This window comes from Rhodopseudomonas palustris, assembly GCF_034479375.1.
In the GTDB taxonomy this organism is placed as follows: Bacteria; Pseudomonadota; Alphaproteobacteria; order Rhizobiales; family Xanthobacteraceae; genus Rhodopseudomonas; species Rhodopseudomonas palustris_M.
In genome coordinates, this window is the sequence record NZ_CP140155.1 from 2470544 (window position 1) to 2486832 (window position 16289).

The window sequence follows — 16289 nt, forward strand, 5'->3', positions numbered from 1 at the left end:
CACAGCGACAGATGGGGCTCGAATGGTGACGAGAAATAGGTCTCGGGAACCGTGGGAGCCTGGAAATGCTGGCCCGTGACGATTCTGCTGCTCTGAAACGAACCCCGCTCCACGCGCTGCATCTGGCGCGCGGTGGAAAGATGGTGCCGTTCGCGGGCTACGACATGCCTGTGCAATACGCGCCTGGCGTGCTGAAGGAACATCTCCACACCCGCGCCGGCGCCGGCCTGTTCGACGTGTCGCATATGGGCCAGATCGAGTTGCGCGCCAAATCCGGCAAGCTCGACGACGCCGCCCGTGCGCTGGAAGCGCTGGTTCCCCAGGACATCGCCGCGCTCGCTCAGGGCCGCCAGCGCTACGCGCAGTTCACCAACGAATCCGGCGGCATCCTCGACGACCTGATGGTCACCAATCTCGGCGACCGGCTGTTCCTGGTGGTCAACGCCGCCTGCAAGGCCGAGGACGAGGCGCATCTGCGGGCGCATCTGTCGGAGACGTGCGAGATCACCACGCTGCCCGCGCGCGCGCTGCTGGCGCTGCAGGGGCCGAAGGCCGAAGCCGCACTGGCGAAATTCTGTGCAGACGTCACCCGGCTGAAATTCATGGACGTCGCCGAACTCGGCCTGAACGGCCTGCCCTGCATCGTCTCGCGCTCCGGCTACACCGGCGAGGACGGCTTCGAGATTTCGGTGCCGGCCGACGGCGCCGAAGCCTTCGCGCAGGCGCTGCTGGGCAATCCCGACGTCCTGCCGATCGGGCTCGGCGCCCGCGACAGCCTGCGGCTCGAAGCCGGGCTTTGCCTTTACGGCCACGACATCGACACCACGACCACGCCGGTCGAGGGCGGGCTGAGCTGGTCGATCCAGAAAAGCCGCCGGTCCGGCGGCGCGCGGCCGGGCGGCTTTCTCGGCTCGGACGCAATCCTGGCGCAGCTCGATGGCGGCACGGTCCACACCCGCGTCGGCCTGCGGCCGGAAGGCCGCGCCCCGGTGCGCGAAGGCGCAGCGCTGTATGACAGCGCCGACGCGACCGAGGCGATCGGGAAAGTCACCTCGGGCGGCTTCGGCCCCAGCCTGAACGCGCCGGTGGCGATGGGCTATCTGCCGACCGCCCAAGCCGCGCGCGACACCCTTGTGTTTGCCGAAGTGCGCGGCCAGCGATTGCCGCTGCGCGTCGCTTCGATGCCTTTCGTTCCGAACACCTACAAGCGCTGAGGAATCCGCATGACCACGCTCTACACCTCCGATCACGAATGGCTGAAGATCGAGGGCGACGTCGCCACCATCGGCATCACCGACTACGCGCAGGAACAGCTCGGCGACGTGGTGTTCGTCGAGCTGCCGAAGGTCGGCCGCAGCGTCAAGAAGGCCGAGGCCGCAGCCGTGGTCGAATCGGTCAAGGCCGCCTCCGACGTCTACGCGCCGATCACCGGCGAGGTCCTCGAAGTCAACGAGACGCTCGGCACCGAGCCCGGGCTGGTGAATTCCGACGCCGGCGGAGCGGCGTGGTTCTTCAAGCTGAAGATCGCCGACAAAAGCGAACTCGACGGCCTGATGGACGAAGCCGCCTACAAGGCCCACACGGCCTGATACCAAGCCGTCATGCCCGGGCTTGTCCCGCCTGCGGGGCCGAAGCCCCTTCGGCGCGGCGAAGGCCCGGGCATCCACGCCCTTGGCGTATCGATGGCTGCAAGACGTGGATGGCCGGGACGAGCCCGGCCATGACGGAAGAACGATAAATGTGAGTAGTTGAGCGACCTCTGAAAGCGCGGCGCGCGTTTCAGTCAGTCTTGAAGGACCAGGAGCATCGCATGCCGAATCGCCGCCCGATCGACGCTGCAAACGACTTCGTGCGACGCCATATCGGCCCGTCGCCGCAGGACATCGCGACGATGCTGACGACGGTCGGCGCCGGCAGCCTCGACCAGCTGATGGCCGAGACGCTGCCTTATGCGATCCGCATCAAGGAGCCGCTGTCGCTCGGCGCGCCGCTGTCGGAGACCGACGCGCTGGCGCATATGACCGAGCTGGCGGCGAAGAACCAAGTGTTCACCTCGCTGATCGGGCAAGGTTACTCCGGCACGATCCTGCCGACCGTGATCCAGCGCAACATTCTGGAAAATCCCGCCTGGTACACGGCCTACACGCCGTATCAGCCGGAGATCAGCCAGGGTCGGCTGGAGGCGCTGTTCAACTTCCAGACCATGATCTGCGACCTCACCGGGCTCGACGTCGCCAACGCCTCGCTGCTGGATGAAGCGACCGCGGCGGCGGAGGCGATGGCGCTGGTGGAGCGCGCCGCTGCCAAGAAGACCAAGGCGTTCTTCGTCGATCGCGACACACATCCGCAGACGCTGGCGGTGCTGCGCACCCGCGCCGAGCCGCTCGGCTGGTCGATCATCGTCGGCGATCCGGAGACCGAGCTCGAAGCCGCCGACGTGTTCGGCGCGCTGCTGCAATATCCCGGCTCGTCGGGCGCCTTGCGCGACCCGCGCGCCGCGATCGCGACGCTGCACGCCAAGGGCGCGCTGGCGGTGGTCGCCGCCGATCTGCTGGCGCTGACGCTGATCGCCTCGCCGGGCGAACTCGGCGCCGACATCGCGATCGGCTCGGCGCAGCGCTTCGGCGTGCCGATGGGCTATGGCGGCCCGCATGCCGGCTACATGGCGGCGCGCGACAGCCTCAAGCGCAGCCTGCCCGGCCGCATCGTCGGCCTGTCGATCGACAGCCACGGCCAGCCGGCGTATCGGCTGGCGCTGCAGACCCGCGAACAGCACATCCGCCGCGAGAAGGCGACCTCGAACATCTGCACCGCGCAGGTGCTGCTGGCGGTGATAGCCTCGATGTATGCGGTGTATCACGGCCCCGACGGGCTCAAGGCGATCGCGCGCCGGGTGCACCGTCGCACCGCGACGCTGGCGGCCGGGCTGAAGCGGCTCGGCTTCGCGCCGGTCAACGAGACTTACTTCGATACGCTGACGATCGAGGTTGGCGACAAGCGCAACGCCATCGTCGCGCGCGCCGAGGCCGACAAGATCAACCTGCGCATCGGCGCGAATTCGCTCGGCATCGCGCTCGACGAAACCACCACGCAAGCGACCGTCGAGGCTCTGTGGCGCGCGTTCGGCGGATCGCTCGACTATGCGAGCGTCGAGCGCGACGCGGCCGACACGCTGCCCGCAGCGCTGACGCGCAGCGGCGACTACCTGACGCAGGCGGTGTTCAAGGACTATCGCTCCGAGACCGAACTGCTGCGCTACATGCGCAAGCTCAGCGACCGCGATCTGGCACTCGACCGCGCGATGATTCCGCTCGGCTCCTGCACCATGAAGCTCAATGCCACCACCGAGATGATGCCGCTGACCTGGCCGGCCTTCGGCAGCCTGCATCCGTTCGTGCCGCGCGCGCAGGCGGAAGGCTATCACGAGATGTTCGCGCGGCTGGAAGCCTGGCTCGCCGAGATCACCGGCTATGATGCGGTGTCGCTGCAGCCGAACTCCGGCGCGCAGGGAGAATATGCCGGCCTGCTGGCGATCCGCGGCTATCACCAGGCGCGGGGCGAGCCGCATCGCAAGATCTGCCTGATCCCCTCCTCCGCGCACGGCACCAATCCGGCCTCCGCGGCGATGACCGGAATGGACGTCGTCGTCGTCGCCTGCAACAGCCATGGCGACGTCGACGTCGACGATCTGCGCGCCAAGGCGGAGAAGCATTCGGCCGAGCTCGCCGCGGTGATGATCACCTACCCGTCGACCCACGGCGTGTTCGAGGAGCATATCCGCGACATCTGCGACATCGTCCACGCCCATGGCGGGCAGGTCTATCTCGACGGCGCCAATCTCAACGCGCAGGTCGGCCTCGCCCGCCCCGGCGACTACGGCGCCGATGTCAGCCACCTCAATCTGCACAAGACTTTCTGCATTCCGCACGGCGGCGGCGGCCCGGGCATGGGGCCGATCGGCGTCAAGGCGCATCTGGCGCCGTTCCTGCCGGGGCACCCGGCCGAGGGCGAGCCGTTGAACGGCGTGCTGCACGGCGGCGGCACGGTGTCGGCCGCGCCCTACGGCTCGGCGTCGATCCTGACGATCTCCTACATCTACATCCTGATGATGGGCGGCGAAGGTCTCAAGCGCGCCACCGAAATCGCGATCCTCAACGCCAACTACATCGCCGCAAAGCTGCAGCCGCATTTCCCGGTGCTGTATCGCAATTTGCGCGGCCGCGTCGCACATGAATGCATCGTCGATCCGCGGGCGCTGAAGACCACCACCGGGGTGACGGTGGACGACATCGCCAAGCGGCTGATCGACTACGGCTTCCATGCACCGACAATGAGCTTCCCGGTGCCGGGCACGCTGATGATCGAGCCGACCGAATCCGAATCCAAGGCGGAGATCGACCGGTTCTGCGAGGCGATGATCGCGATCCGGCACGAGATCGCGCAGATCGAGGACGGCCGCTTCAAGGTCGAGGCGTCGCCGTTGCGGTTTGCGCCGCATACCGTGCACGACGTCACCAGCGCCGAATGGACCCGGCCCTATCCGCGCACCGAGGGCTGCTTCCCGGCCCCGAACTCGCGCACCGACAAATACTGGTGCCCGGTCGGCCGCGTCGACAACGTCTATGGCGACCGCAACCTGGTGTGCGCGTGCCCGCCGATCGAGGACTACGCGCTGGCCGCGGACTACGCGCGCGCGGCGGAGTAAGCGCGGACGGCGAAATCAGCACGGGCGGAAGAGTCCTCACCGCGCGATGCCACGCAACAGGGTGTCATCACCCGCGACAGCGGGTGATCCAGTATCGCAAAGCGTCTGGGCAACGCACGACAGCTCAACACGCGCTCTGGAATACCGGGTCGCCGCCTTCGCGGGCGATGACGGCTGAGAGCGGCGCGGGTCATCACTTCAACAAGACACGTCATTGCCGGGCTCGATCCGGCAATCCATCCTCATCGCAAGATGCCTTGCTTTCAGCGCGCTGCGCACGCGATGGATGCGCGGGTCAAGCCCGCGCATGACGGCTGAGTTTGCTGCTCAGCGCCGCCTCATCGAGACGCAAACAAGACATCTCAAAAAAGGTGCGGCGAGCGCTACGGGGGCCCCGGCAACAGGGGTCCGCGGCGCCCGCCGGCTTTAACTCTTGACGGCTCCGGCCGGCTGACGCCGGCCGCGATGCCTCACTCGTCGCCGGGCTCCTCGCCGTCGGCGTCGCTCTCGGGCGAGCCGGCGAGAATCTGCTCGGCGATCAGGCCGGAATTCTGCCGGATCGAGGCTTCGATCTTGGCGGTCATGTCCGGATTGGCGCGCAGGAACGCCTTGGAATTCTCACGGCCCTGACCGAGCCGCTGGCTGTCGTAGGAAAACCAGGCGCCCGACTTCTCGACGATGCCGGCCTTGACGCCGAGATCGAGAATCTCGCCCATCTTGGAGACGCCCTCGCCGTACATGATATCGAACTCGACCTGCTTGAACGGCGGCGCCAGCTTGTTCTTCACCACCTTGACGCGGGTCTGATTGCCGACGACTTCGTCGCGCTCCTTGATCTGGCCGATCCGGCGGATGTCGAGCCGGACCGAGGCGTAGAATTTCAGCGCGTTGCCGCCGGTGGTGGTTTCCGGCGAGCCGTACATCACGCCGATCTTCATCCGGATCTGGTTGATGAAGATCACCATGGTGTGGGATTTGTTGATCGAGGCGGTGAGCTTGCGCAGCGCCTGGCTCATCAGCCGCGCCTGCAGGCCGGGCAGCGCATCGCCCATATCACCCTCGAGCTCGGCGCGCGGCACCAAAGCGGCGACCGAATCGACGATCAGCACGTCGATCGCGCCGGAGCGCACCAGCGTGTCGGCGATCTCCAGCGCCTGCTCGCCATGGTCGGGCTGCGAGATCAGAAGTTCATCGACATTGACGCCGAGCTTGCGGGCATAGACCGGGTCGAGCGCGTGTTCGGCGTCGATGAAGGCGCAGATGCCGCCCTTCTTCTGGGCTTCGGCGGCGCAATGCAGCGCCAGCGTGGTCTTGCCCGAGGATTCCGGCCCGTAGATCTCGACCACCCGCCCCTTCGGCAGGCCGCCGACGCCGAGCGCGATGTCCAGCCCGAGCGACCCGGAGGAAATCGTTTCGATATCCATCGACCGGTCGTTCTTGCCGAGCTTCATCACCGAGCCCTTACCGAACTGGCGCTCGATCTGAGACAGCGCAGCGGCCAGGGCCTTGGTCTTGTCCATGGAGGATCCTTCGACGATACGCAAAGCGGTGGGGGCAGCAGCCATATGAAGCTCCTTATGAACGGGATTCGCCGGTGGGACAAACCGCGCCGACCCATGGCCGACAGAAATCATCGTACCCTATTTGTTCTCAGTTCGCAATATGTTCCTTCTGCGGGACGGCCGCATTTGACGCCTTTTGTCCGAATTCAGATGGATAGGCGTTGTCCTACCCGAGAAAGCCCCCTTCAGGCCTGCCCGCCGCGCATTGGATGCGACCGGCGATCGGCGCAAGTTCGGGCCACTGTGGGCGCGATGCGCCGGGCCGACCGCAATTGCGCCGAGAGAAACGTCCGATCACGCGAAAGCGATCAGAACTTCTTCCATGAGTTGATCTGCGACAATGTAACAGCCAGCGAGACATGCTCCTTTCGTCGAATGTGGCAACCGATCGGGACCGAGAACTACGACGTGCAGCTCGAGTTGGCGGTGATCACCGATGGCAACGTGAGTTGGAGCTCGGGTCCATGCCGGCGGGTGGTCGGCGGATGGGTCCATTGCGACACCCATGAATTCGTGACGCAATTACCGACGCATTGGCGGGCGTCCCGAACGGCCTGTCCGTTCGGCTGCGCGCTGGCGCCGGACACCCCGCCGCCGGGGGCCGCACCACCGCCGACCGACAGCTGACCGCGCCGCGGTCTGCATCCCGTCGACCGTTGCGACGGACGCCGCGCCGTGCCCCCGTGGCTCCGCGCCGCGGGCAACGCAAGCCCGGCGAGGCACCGGTGGCGCCCGGCCTCGTTCATCGATTCTCAACGCTCCCCGCGCAGAACTGCTGCATGACGATGCAGCTCGCCCCACCCAAATCGCCGGACAAGATCCGGGTGCTGTGCACCAAATGCCGCGTGCCGTTTCGTGAGAAGATCAGGAACGTCCGCGAGGGCACTCAGGTGCAGTGCCCGAACTGCAACAAGCTGATCACCTTCTCGACCGACTCCGCCGATCTCGGCGTGCAGCGCGCGTTCACCGAGGTCCGCCGGATCAAGAACGGCATGATGCTGTCGATCCACCGCAGCGGCGACGACGGCGGCTACAGCGGGTGAGTACGCCCGGCGCGGCCGTGTCGCGTGGTGATGCGTTCGCGCGCCCGTCGTTGCGTGCGGCACCGCACCTCGATCAGCGCAGACTGGTGACGCCCCACATTAGCAGCAACATCGCCGGCACGCAGGGCGCGGCCCACATCGCCCATGTCGTCACGCCCTTCGCCACGCTTTGACGAAACGCCGCGATCAGCCGATAGGTCACGATGATCCAGGGCAAAACAAGTCCGATCAGAATGGCGTCGACGTACCAGCTCATCTGTAGCGATCCTCGCGCTGTTCACGATTGCTTTAGCCTGTCGGCATAGGACGGCCATCCGCAATTGGAATCATGGCCGCCGTCCCCGGCCGATCCCACGCCACGGAACTTCGGGAGCCGGCGCGACTTATCGATGCGCATCATTGATTTCGCCCGAGGCAGGGGAACGTTGTTGGACCATTCCATCGTCGTCCTGGTCGTCGAAGACGACCCGATGATTCAGAGCGTCGTGCAGGAAGCCCTCGAAGAAGGCGGTTTCGACGCGGTGATTGCTTCCTCGGGTGAGGAGGCCGTGAAACTACTCGACGATCTGCAGCGCTTTCGCGCATTGCTGACCGACGTCAATCTCGGCCGCGACCGAATGGACGGCTGGGACGTCGGCCGCTTCGTCCGCGAGGCCGATCCGGCCTTTCCGGTGATCTACATGACCGGCGACAGCGCGGCCGAATGGGCCGCCCGCGGCGTGCCCGGAAGCCTGCTGCTCACCAAGCCGTTCGCGCCATCGCAGGTGATCGCCGCCGTGACGCAGCTTCTCAACAACGCCAATCCCGCCGTGCCGCCGACCGCGTGACGCTGCTGCCTCGCTGAGGCGAAGCCCCCGAACTCGAGCAGCCTTCTGCCAGTCGTTCCCGGACAGCGTCCGTCGATTTACGGCACGGCTCGCCGCGACTTCGGATCGACAGCGATTCGCAGTCAGATATTATTCCAGCAACCGCATCGCGCCTTTCCACACCAGTCTCGAGCCGGTCGAGTCGGCATGAAAACAACGGGGAGATTCTTGGACGATTTTGTTCGCGAGGAGAATCTGAAGCTGTATCGGCGGCTGCTGGCGGAGACGCACGACGAAGAGCGCCGCCGCGTCCTGTTGCAACTGATCGCCAGCCTCGCGCCACGCGACCGATCCGATCGCGCTGCGACGTGATCGTCAGCGCATCGGGACCGGTCCGGGGGTGCGACGCCCGCATTCTGCCGAGGTGCTCGAACTGCGATCGATCGCCGCGTTATCCGCGGAGACGACGGTATTTGATTTCACGCAATGCGCACGGGGCGCTCACCGATAGCTTTCCTTTCGTCATTGCCGAACTTTCTAGAGGTGGGGAGTTCCGACGCTGACGGAGAGCCCCGAACATGGCCTCGTTCGGGGCTCTTTCGATTCGGAGTGCGGCGATGCGCAATGCAAGCGCGCATCCGCGCGATCGGCCGCCGTGCTGTCGCCGAATCCATCGCGACCGCAGCGCGACTCGATCCCGGCGATCGCCGTGAGCCATCGCGTGTCGCTTGCGCCATCGCAATATCGTCCGATCGGTGCTGAAGTAGATCGATCGCAACCGCATTGCGGGCTCGCGCGCGAGCGCGCGATGAAGCAAGATCGACGAGTATCGACAATCGCTCGTATCAGGCCCGCGGCGGAATGCACGGGCCGTCTGGCAGGGAGTACAGGAATGCGCCTCGGGACTTTGATCGTGATGATGACGGCAGCCATCGCCCTGGCCGGCTGTGACGTGGGCCAGGGCACGCCCGGGCCGAAGGGCGAACAGGGCGCCCAGGGGCCGGCGGGCCCTCCCGGACCTCCCGGCAAGGACGGCGCATCCGCAAGCAGCATCCGCACCGTCAGCTCGACGACCTGTTCCTCGAACGGCTGCCCGCTGACCTGCGACAGCGGCGAGACGCTGGTGTCGGCGCTCTGCATCGGCAACGCCTCCGCCAAATTCAGCGACACGATCGTCGTCGAAAACGGCGTCATGACCGCCCGCTGCGGACCGAGTTCGACCAGCATCGTGCTGAGCTGCGCTCGCCAATAGCGCCGGCCCTCGCCTCGATCGACCGAAAGCCGCCCCGATGTGGGCGGCTTTTTTTCAAATCTATCCAATGGGTTGAGCTGCAGGAACCCTACACCCAAACACCATCAGAGGAGCTTCGAGCCACCTTTCCGATAATTTATAGGTAGAATATTACTACTATTGATTCAGATCAAATGACCGAGGCTGGGAGCGGCAATTGTCCGGAAACTTCGTGGAAGATCCGGCTCCGATCTGATGGCGCATCTCATCTACAAATGTCCGCGGACGGCCATGAAGGTTCAGACCTGGGTCGCAGAGGAAGTGGGTGCGCCCGAGCCGACGACCTTCGAACTGGTGCGCTGCCCCGCCTGTACCCACGTGCACTTCATCAATCGCTCGTCGGGCAAGCTGCTCGGCGAAAAGGGCTGAGCGCAGGTTCGCGCCGCCGCCGCTCGCCGCGCTCGATCCCGCGATCCGCAATCAGCGATCGTTCAGTCGAACCGACCGCGCATCGCCGTCGGGCAGCCGCGCCTTGTCGGGCAGCACGGCGCTGCGCAGCGACGGATAGACTTCGATGTGGCCGTTGTAGTCGATGAAGCCGAGCTTGCGAAACTTGTTCATGAAGTGGCTGACGCGAGACCGCGTCGTACCGATCATTTCCGCGAGGGTCTCCTGGCTGATATCGACGGGCAGCGACTTGGCGGTGTCGCCATGGTTGATATCAGCGAGCAGAAGTAACAGCCGCGCAAGGCGCTTCTCGCTGGAATTGAACAACTGATCGATCAGGTCTTCCTCGACCCGGCAGTTGCGCCTGAGCAGGTGGGTTATGAAGAACTCGCACATGCCGGGCTCGTGCTGCAGCGTGGCGATCAGCATCGTGTTCGCCAATGTGGTGACGGTGCAATCTTCGAGCGCCACCGCGGTCGCGAGGCGGCGCCGGCCGATCAGGGCGCTCTCGCCGAAGAACTGGCCCGAGTCCAGGATCGCGACCACGCCCTCCTTGCCCTGCTCCGACATCACCACCAGCTTGACGCGCCCATGCTGCAGGAACAGCACGCTGTCGGCCTCGTCACCTTGCGCGAAAATGCTCTGGTTCTTGCGGAATTGCTGGAGGGCCCGTCCCGGTCCAGCGCTGCCGAGAAACGCGGTGGGATCGAACGCCGCTTCGTAAGAATTCACGTCTCATCCTGCAATCGCGAAGCAAGCTCTTCGCCATCGATTGCAGGCGTTCAAGAGCCGCGCGGCGAACATTCGCCGCGTCGGTCCATCAACATCAATTCTCAGGAAAAGTCTGTGCCGTTTTGAACATGCACTACGCGCGTCCCGGCCGAAATTAGTTCGCGGTCGGCCCGGTCTTTTTCGATCTCGTCGTCGCCGTCTTCGGCTTCACCGGTGCAGGCTCGTTGCTACGCACGTCGCCCCACGGATCGCTCGGCCCCTTGGCATCGGGGATCTTGCGCAGCGACTCGCGATAGGCCTTCTCCCTGATCGCGTCCTGCGCTTTTTCTTCCGGCGTTTTGTGCTGGATCTCGGGGACCAGATTGACGTTGGGCATCTGCGCATAGGCAGGCCCGGCCAGCAGGACGCTCAGTGCGACGCCGCGCAACAACTTCATTGGAAACTCCCTTCGCGCGCTTGACGGCTTCGGCCGCGCTACAGACGATCGGACCGACAGGACTTCGGCGGCTGCATCCAATCCTCCCAGATCGGGCCGCATTTGGTGCAGCCGTCGAGGAGAATTGCCGCGGCAACCACGCCGAGGATCAAAGCCGAACGCTTCGCCACACGCCACCCACCAGACTGCGGGGACCATAAGGGAACGACCATGGCGTTTTCAAGCCGGCAAGAATCGGGTCCGATGCAGGCAATTCAACGACTTCCGACCGCCAAATCCGGTACGGACACGTACAGAAACCAAAACAAACCAGAGCATGGGAGACGAAATGACGGAGAGCGGCCAGGTGGCGGAATTCGGCCTCGCGGATGCGCGGCGCACGCTCGGTGAGGTGTTCGCCCCCTGGGTGCAGGACCTCGACCTGTCGGTGGACGCGGTCGAGACGGCGCCGCCGGCCGGCGCCGGCGATGACTGGCAGCCCGGCGCGACGCTGCGGATGGCGTTCTCCGAGCGGCTGTGCCGCAGCGGTGGCATCGTCTGCGGACAGGCGCTGATGGCGCTGGCCGACACCGCGATGGTGATCGCCATCCTGGCAGCCAATCGCGGGTTCCGGCCGATGACCACGGTCGATCAGACCACCCACTTTCTCAAGGCGGTGACCTCGTCGGACGTGCTCGCGGACGCGCGGGTGGTGCGGCTCGGCCGCACCATGAGCTTCGGCCGGGTGACGCTGCGCAGCGCCGACGACGGCAAGCCGGTGGCGATGGTGTCGAGCGCCTTCGCGATGCTGTGACCGACGCGGCGATCACTTGCCGAGGATCTTCTCGGCCGCGGTGACGATGCTCACACTGGGGTTGGCGCCGCAATAGGCGCCGAACTTCTTGGCGTTCGCGACGAACACTTCGGTGTCGATGATGGCGTCGTCGGAGTCGCCCTTGTACCAGCCGTCGAGCCAGGTCAGCACCATCTTGATCTCGTCCGGGCCGGAGTCGATGAACTGCTTGCACGACATCGTCGCCAGATCCAGCACCTCCGCCCTGGCGCCGGCCGGCGATACCAGCAGCCCGGCGGCCGCCACGAGCACACCCGCGAATTTCAACATATCTCCCCCCTGCCCTGATGGCCCTCGGCCGGGATCCAGTACGCCACACCCCCGCGGGACTCTCAATCCGGCCGCTTCGCCGCATTTGGTGAAATTTTTCTGAATCGGAGGGCGCCGGAAGCCGCAGGCGCTTTCAGAACTTCGCAAACCGTTTCCGCGAAACTCGCCGCACCAACCGGTGATCGGACGACGACGATGACAGAGCGACGAGGCGCGCCGCGCCACAGGGTGTTCAAGCGAGGCACGATCGCGTTCAGCGGTGCGGGCTTCGATTGCACGGTCCGCAATCTGTCGGCGACCGGGGCGCGGATCGACGTCGACGGGCCCGTCGCCCTGCCCGAGGAATTCGTGCTGGTGATCGAAACCGACAAGGTGAAACACCGCTGCCGCCCGATCTGGAGCGCCGCCCGGCGCATCGGCGTCGCCTTCCAGTAGCGCAGGCTTCTCAGTAGCGGCTGCCGCCGACGCGGCCACCATCGCCGCCTCTGCTCGGGCCGCCGCCGTAACCGCCGCCGCCATAGCCGCCGCGGATGCCGCCGCCGATCGAAATGCTCGGGCCGCGCGGCGGGTCGTAATAGACCGGCGGCGGACGCCGCACCACGACGACATCGTCATCATCCTCATAGTACACCCGGCCGCGCGGCGGCTTGGCGGTCCGTTTCGGCGGCTGTTCGCGCTCGACGCGCTTCGGCTTGTCGACCTTCTTCTGGATCGCGGGCGGCGTGCTGCACGGGCAGGTCGCCGCGGACGCGGGCGCCGCCGCGACCGCCGGCGGGGTGAGGCTGGCCTGCGTCGCAGCCGGGATCGCCACCGCGGGCACCGGCTTGTTGCGCTGGCGTTCTTCGAGCTTCTTCGCGGTCGGGGTCAGGTCGCTGTCGGGATACTGGTCGAGGAAAGACCGATACGCCGGCCCGCTGTTGGCGAGCACCGCCCGGTTCCAGGCCTGCATCTGGCGAAAGCGGTCGAGCCAGCGCTTCGCCTCGGGGCCGAGCGGCGGCTCGGCATAGAGCGACACGAACGCCTCGTAGGCGTCGCCGGAGCCGTCGGACACGATCAACTCGTTGGCCTGTTCGATCGGCTTGCCCTTGAGGAAGGCCTTCCACTCCTCGACGCTGCGCTTCTTCTCCGGCTTGATGCCGTCCTCGGCCGTGCCGAAGAAGCGGAAATCGTCGACCAGCGACGAGCTTTCCCACGGCGTCTGCCGGCCGGAGGTGGCCTGATTGACCGCCAGTCGCACCCGCTTGAACGTATCCTCGATCTGCAGCCCGCTCTCGCGGCCGGCCTTCAGCAGCGCCGCGGTGTACGGGCTGTTGCCGCCGCCGCCGTCTTCGGCCTCCGAGCCCGGCGCCGTCGAGAACGACAGGAAGGTGCCGGGCGCGCCGGTCTTGGCATCGACCAGCGCCAGCCCCTGTCCGGTGGTCTTCCGGATCTCGGGGAACGGGTTGTTGCGGCAGGCATCGAGCATGATGATGCGGGTCCGCGTCGGCACCGAGGTCAGGGTGTTGAGCACGTCGTTGAGCCGCACCGCCTGCAGCGGGATGTCGGCCTCGCGCTTGGGATCGACGTCGACCGGAACCAGATAGTTCTCGCCGTCGACCTGGATGCCGTGGCCGGCATAGAACATCAGCGCCACGGTGTCCGGCCCCTTGGCCGCGACCTTGGCGGCGAAATCGCCGACCATCTGGCGCAACTCGGTCTGGGTGAGATCGTTGGCGGCGGTGACCTCGAAGCCGGCGTCGCCGAGCATCTTCTCGATCGCCTTGGCGTCGTTGACCGGATTGGGCAGCGCCGGCACGGCGCGATAGGCCGACTGCCCGACCACCAATGCGACGCGGCTTTCCGCCAGCGCCGCCTCCGTGCCCAGCAGCATCGTTGCAGCTACCGCCGCGTTCCACAGCATCGCACGCAACATCGACCTCTCCTCTTCCAAAGCAATTCCCGCAGTTGGTCGGCCGCGGCAGCAAACGGGTTCAGTCCGCGCCCGTGGCAATTGGACGCCGCGCCCGGCATCCGCGCGGCAGCCCGCGCACAGCAACTTGCGCGGGCAAGCCGCGGTTAACATTACTCCCTAAAATGCCCGATGGAACTCACTCATTTCCAAGTTGTCTCCGTTACTTTCCGATCGACGCCGGGCGCCGCGATCGATCGCGGCCGCGCCGCCATGGGTAGGAAGCCGACGTGGTCGAAATCACGAGTTCATCGCCGGTCGCACGCGCCCCGCAAGCGGACGCGGCCACGGCGCGCGCCGTGCTGCCGTTGATGGCGGCGGTCGATGCCGGCGCCTGGCGCGATCTCGCAGGCCGGGTGCTCGAGCCGAATGGCTACTACCTGCCGGAATGGGCCATGGCCGCGAACGGCGATCCACGGGCGCGCGCAGCGACGCGCGCGCTGACCGCACAGAACGACGCCGGCGCGCTGATTGGGCTGCTGCCGGTGCTGTCGGCGTGGAAGGCATTCCGGCTGCCGCTGCCGGTGCTGGTCTCCGCCGATCCGTTCCGCTCGCTCGATACGCCGCTGCTCGATCGTGACGCCGCCGACCGCGCCGCCGCGGCCATGCTCGCGCGGGCTCGCGCGACCGGCGCCCGCGCATTGCTGCTGCGGGACGTCGCCTGCGATGGCGACGCCGCGCGGGCGTTCTCACGCGCAGCCGCTGCTGAAGATCTCGCGCCGGTGCTGCTGCGCGGCTGGTCGCGCGCCTGCCTCGACGCCACAAGCGACGCCGACGAACTGCTGCGCGACGCACTCGGCGGCAAGCGCCTCAAGGAATATCGCCGGCTGATGCGCCGGCTCGGCGATCACGGCGAGGTGCGCTTCACCGTGGCGCAAACGCCGGATACGGTGGCGCAGGCGTACGACGTGTTCCTCGCGCTCGAAGCCAGCGGCTGGAAGGGCCGCCGCGGCACGGCGTTGCTGCACCGATCCGAACTGGCCGCCCGGCTGCGTCAGGCCGCGATCACGCTCGCCGCACGCGGCGCCTGCGAGATCGCGCTATTGCACGCAGGCGACGAGCCGATCGCCGCCGGCATCGTGCTGCGGCACGCGGACCGCGCCTATTTCTTCAAGCTCGGTATCGCCGAAAGCTTCGCGCGGCATTCGCCCGGCGTGCTGTTGACGCTGGAGCTGACGCGGCATCTCTGCGCCGATCCGGCGATCACGATGGCGGATTCCACCGCCGCGCCGGATCACCCGATGATCGACCCGATCTGGCGCGGCCGCTTCGCCATCGGCGACCTGCTGATCCCGCTGCGCCCGCGCGATCCGCTGTTCGGCCCGACCACGTTCGCGCTACGCGCCCGCGAGGTGCTGCGTCAGACCGCGAAACGGCTGCTGAAGCGCTAGAACTCACAAAGAGCACGGCCTCATGGTGAGGAGGCGCGCAGCGCCGTCTCGAACCATGCGCCGCCGCCCCCCCGTGACCTCATCCTTCGAGACGCCCGGCTTCGCCGGGCTCCTCAGGATGAGGAGGCCGTGCCTCTTGGGAAGGCCCTTCGCTGCAATAGATCGCTGACTACTCCGCCGCCTCGGCGTTGATCTCCGCCGAGATGTGGCGGATCGCCTTGGCGAGCTGCGCCGGATCCTGCGCCCCGGACACCGCGTATTTCTGCGCGAACACGAAGGTCGGCACGCCGGAGATGCCCTTCTCGGCCGCCTCTTCGGCCTGCCCCGAAATCAGCTCGACATCCGTATCGGTGGCCAGCTTGGCGCGGACCTCGCCGGCGTCGAGGCCGATATCGGCCGCGGCCTGCACCAACACGTCGATGTCCGTCAGGTCGCCGCCGTCACGGAAGTACAATTCCATCAGCCGCTGCTTCATCGCGGGGCCCTGGCCGATCGCCTCGGCCCAGTGGATCAGCCGGTGGCAGTCGATCGTGTTCGGCTGCCGCTGCACGCGGTCCGGATGATAGGCGAGCCCCTCCTGCGCGGCAGCGTCGACGACGCGGCTCGCGATCTCCTTGTAGCGCTCGGGCGAGCCGAACTTCTTGGTGAGATAGTCATCGCGCGCAATGCCTTCGCGCGGCACCCACGGGTTGAGGAAGAACGGCCGGTAGTTGAGCTCGACCGGCACGTCCGGCGCGAGCGCCAGCGCCTGCTCGATGCGGCGCTTGCCGATGTAGCACCACGGGCAGACGACGTCGGACACGACATCGATCTTCAACGGCCTGATCGCGCTCATCGGCGCCTCCTTCGTCGTTTCCTCGACGGACAGTCTCACAGAGATAGGGCC

19 protein-coding genes are annotated in these 16289 nt (G+C 66.5%); 12 read left to right on the forward strand and 7 right to left on the reverse strand.

Going from position 1 to position 16289, the window contains the following annotated elements:
- Positions 1–65: 65 nt before the first annotated feature.
- The 3 genes from gcvT (at position 66) to gcvP (ending at position 4705) form a co-directional block, all read left to right on the forward strand.
- Entirely contained in the window at positions 66–1214 is a 1149-nt protein-coding gene (gene gcvT, locus SR870_RS11190; RefSeq protein ID WP_322518030.1) for a glycine cleavage system aminomethyltransferase GcvT, read from the forward strand.
- A gap of 9 nt (positions 1215–1223) precedes the next feature.
- Positions 1224–1589 carry a glycine cleavage system protein GcvH gene (gene gcvH, locus SR870_RS11195; protein WP_322518031.1) on the forward strand — a complete coding sequence of 122 codons (366 nt, stop codon included), beginning with the start codon at positions 1224–1226 and terminating at the stop codon, positions 1587–1589.
- 221 nt (positions 1590–1810) lie between these two features.
- Positions 1811–4705 (forward strand): aminomethyl-transferring glycine dehydrogenase, encoded by a 2895-nt coding sequence (gcvP, locus tag SR870_RS11200; RefSeq protein ID WP_322518032.1) that lies wholly within the window; start codon positions 1811–1813, stop codon positions 4703–4705.
- A gap of 470 nt (positions 4706–5175) precedes the next feature.
- Here the strand turns inward: gcvP and recA are convergent, their stop codons facing one another.
- Complete coding sequence (recA, locus tag SR870_RS11205; protein WP_011442619.1) at positions 5176–6270, reverse strand: recombinase RecA; 1095 nt, start codon at positions 6268–6270, stop codon at positions 5176–5178.
- Positions 6271–6642: 372 nt separating this feature from the next.
- Between recA and SR870_RS11210 the strand changes: the two genes are divergently transcribed.
- Together SR870_RS11210 and SR870_RS11215 are read left to right on the forward strand one after the other, a co-directional pair.
- Positions 6643–6894, forward strand: coding sequence for a hypothetical protein (locus SR870_RS11210; RefSeq protein ID WP_322518033.1), 252 nt, complete (start codon positions 6643–6645; stop codon positions 6892–6894).
- Positions 6895–7046: 152 nt separating this feature from the next.
- Positions 7047–7310, forward strand: a complete 264-nt coding sequence (locus SR870_RS11215; RefSeq protein WP_322518034.1) for a hypothetical protein — start codon at positions 7047–7049, stop codon at positions 7308–7310.
- A 73-nt stretch (positions 7311–7383) separates the two neighbouring features.
- On the opposite strand, the gene SR870_RS11220 is transcribed toward SR870_RS11215, so the two are convergent.
- On the reverse strand, positions 7384–7566 hold the full coding sequence (locus SR870_RS11220) for a hypothetical protein (RefSeq protein ID WP_322518035.1): 183 nt from the start codon (positions 7564–7566) through the stop codon (positions 7384–7386).
- Positions 7567–7738: 172 nt separating this feature from the next.
- On the opposite strand from SR870_RS11220, the gene SR870_RS11225 reads away from it, so the two are divergent.
- The 4 genes from SR870_RS11225 to SR870_RS11240 all read left to right on the forward strand — a co-directional run bounded on the left by SR870_RS11225 (position 7739) and on the right by SR870_RS11240 (position 9776).
- Complete coding sequence (locus SR870_RS11225) at positions 7739–8137, forward strand: response regulator (protein WP_322518036.1); 399 nt, start codon at positions 7739–7741, stop codon at positions 8135–8137.
- 207 nt (positions 8138–8344) lie between these two features.
- Positions 8345–8488: a hypothetical protein gene (locus tag SR870_RS11230; RefSeq protein ID WP_322518037.1), complete on the forward strand. Its 144-nt coding sequence runs from the start codon at positions 8345–8347 to the stop codon at positions 8486–8488.
- Between the two features lie 520 nt (positions 8489–9008).
- Positions 9009–9368 carry a hypothetical protein gene (locus SR870_RS11235; protein ID WP_322518252.1) on the forward strand — a complete coding sequence of 120 codons (360 nt, stop codon included), beginning with the start codon at positions 9009–9011 and terminating at the stop codon, positions 9366–9368.
- A gap of 270 nt (positions 9369–9638) precedes the next feature.
- A complete protein-coding gene (locus SR870_RS11240; RefSeq protein ID WP_322518038.1) occupies positions 9639–9776 on the forward strand; it encodes a hypothetical protein in 138 nt (45 codons plus the stop codon).
- Positions 9777–9827: 51 nt separating this feature from the next.
- Here SR870_RS11240 and SR870_RS11245 read toward each other — a convergent pair whose 3' ends face one another.
- Together SR870_RS11245 and SR870_RS11250 are read right to left on the reverse strand one after the other, a co-directional pair.
- Positions 9828–10526: a Crp/Fnr family transcriptional regulator gene (locus SR870_RS11245; protein WP_322518039.1), complete on the reverse strand. Its 699-nt coding sequence runs from the start codon at positions 10524–10526 to the stop codon at positions 9828–9830.
- A gap of 154 nt (positions 10527–10680) precedes the next feature.
- Complete coding sequence (locus SR870_RS11250) at positions 10681–10962, reverse strand: hypothetical protein (protein WP_322518040.1); 282 nt, start codon at positions 10960–10962, stop codon at positions 10681–10683.
- A 328-nt stretch (positions 10963–11290) separates the two neighbouring features.
- Here SR870_RS11250 and SR870_RS11255 point away from each other — a divergent pair, with 328 nt between their 5' ends.
- The gene (locus SR870_RS11255; RefSeq protein WP_322518041.1) at positions 11291–11755 is read left to right on the forward strand and encodes a PaaI family thioesterase; all 465 of its coding nucleotides are present in this window, start codon (positions 11291–11293) and stop codon (positions 11753–11755) included.
- Positions 11756–11767: 12 nt separating this feature from the next.
- Here the strand turns inward: SR870_RS11255 and SR870_RS11260 are convergent, their stop codons facing one another.
- Positions 11768–12064 carry an HdeA/HdeB family chaperone gene (locus SR870_RS11260; protein ID WP_322518042.1) on the reverse strand — a complete coding sequence of 99 codons (297 nt, stop codon included), beginning with the start codon at positions 12062–12064 and terminating at the stop codon, positions 11768–11770.
- 195 nt (positions 12065–12259) lie between these two features.
- On the opposite strand from SR870_RS11260, the gene SR870_RS11265 reads away from it, so the two are divergent.
- Positions 12260–12499 (forward strand): PilZ domain-containing protein, encoded by a 240-nt coding sequence (locus SR870_RS11265; protein WP_322518043.1) that lies wholly within the window; start codon positions 12260–12262, stop codon positions 12497–12499.
- A gap of 10 nt (positions 12500–12509) precedes the next feature.
- On the opposite strand, the gene SR870_RS11270 is transcribed toward SR870_RS11265, so the two are convergent.
- The gene (locus tag SR870_RS11270; protein ID WP_322518044.1) at positions 12510–13976 is read right to left on the reverse strand and encodes a caspase family protein; all 1467 of its coding nucleotides are present in this window, start codon (positions 13974–13976) and stop codon (positions 12510–12512) included.
- 275 nt (positions 13977–14251) lie between these two features.
- On the opposite strand from SR870_RS11270, the gene SR870_RS11275 reads away from it, so the two are divergent.
- On the forward strand, positions 14252–15403 hold the full coding sequence (locus tag SR870_RS11275; RefSeq protein WP_416221162.1) for a GNAT family N-acetyltransferase: 1152 nt from the start codon (positions 14252–14254) through the stop codon (positions 15401–15403).
- Between the two features lie 169 nt (positions 15404–15572).
- On the opposite strand, the gene SR870_RS11280 is transcribed toward SR870_RS11275, so the two are convergent.
- Complete coding sequence (locus SR870_RS11280; RefSeq protein WP_322518046.1) at positions 15573–16238, reverse strand: DsbA family oxidoreductase; 666 nt, start codon at positions 16236–16238, stop codon at positions 15573–15575.
- Between the last annotated feature and the right edge of the window lie 51 nt (positions 16239–16289).